The sequence below is a fragment of the Pseudoalteromonas sp. bablab_jr011 genome (assembly GCF_016464045.1).
Lineage (GTDB): Bacteria > Pseudomonadota > Gammaproteobacteria > Enterobacterales > Alteromonadaceae > Pseudoalteromonas > Pseudoalteromonas lipolytica.
In genome coordinates this window covers 1-663 of sequence record NZ_JACDWU010000218.1, presented here as the reverse complement: position 1 = coordinate 663, position 663 = coordinate 1, and the positions used below count along the sequence as shown (strand labels likewise).

The following is a 663-nucleotide window of genomic DNA, read 5'->3' as shown; positions in this document are numbered from 1 at the left end:
CCAGACTGCATAAGTGGCATGGGTGGGGTATTTTTATTATTTGATATCATCGGGTCGCCTTGGCGAGCTGCGGGTTTGCCTTCAATCATTACGTTAAATGACCCCATAATAAATTCGGCTTTGCCATCGTTTGTACCGCTTATAATTCCTTTTTTATTACCGGGCTTATCACCTTTACTTTTTGAAAAGTTACTTTTTATATGCGCTGCGCCATTACCGTTCACTTTGACTGAACTGGCTACCCCTGTTACATCTCGAGACTGCGCATTATTTGGATAAGGAATAGGTATTACACTGGGGCCAACTGTCGTTAAACAGACATCGATGGTTGTTAGCTTACCGCCGCTGTCTTTGTGTACTGCGGTGCGACCATTTATAAGCACATTTTGTCCTGAGACTGTTGCGGTTTGCGGTGCCTCTGATTCTGTATCTTTAACTAATTGCTGCTCTGTACCTGCTTGCCAACCTAAATGATTCGACACTAAATCTAAAAAGGCACGAGGGTTATCGATTGGTTTGTTCACGTCCATATTCGTTTGCGGTTCGTTCCACGGCAGAATTGGCTCGTTTTTTTGGTTATCCCATTTTGGTGGCGGAATAATGTAAGTGGGAATAAAGGCATTAACCATTTCACCAAGTGTATGTTCTCGATACTTGGGTCTG

Annotated in this window: 1 protein-coding gene; it reads right to left on the bottom strand. The window is 43.3% G+C overall.

Annotated features, from left to right (window positions below; genetic code table 11):
* Positions 1-663: DUF4150 domain-containing protein (locus JIG41_RS12935; RefSeq protein ID WP_199524881.1), on the bottom strand; the 663-nt coding region annotated here is incomplete at both ends.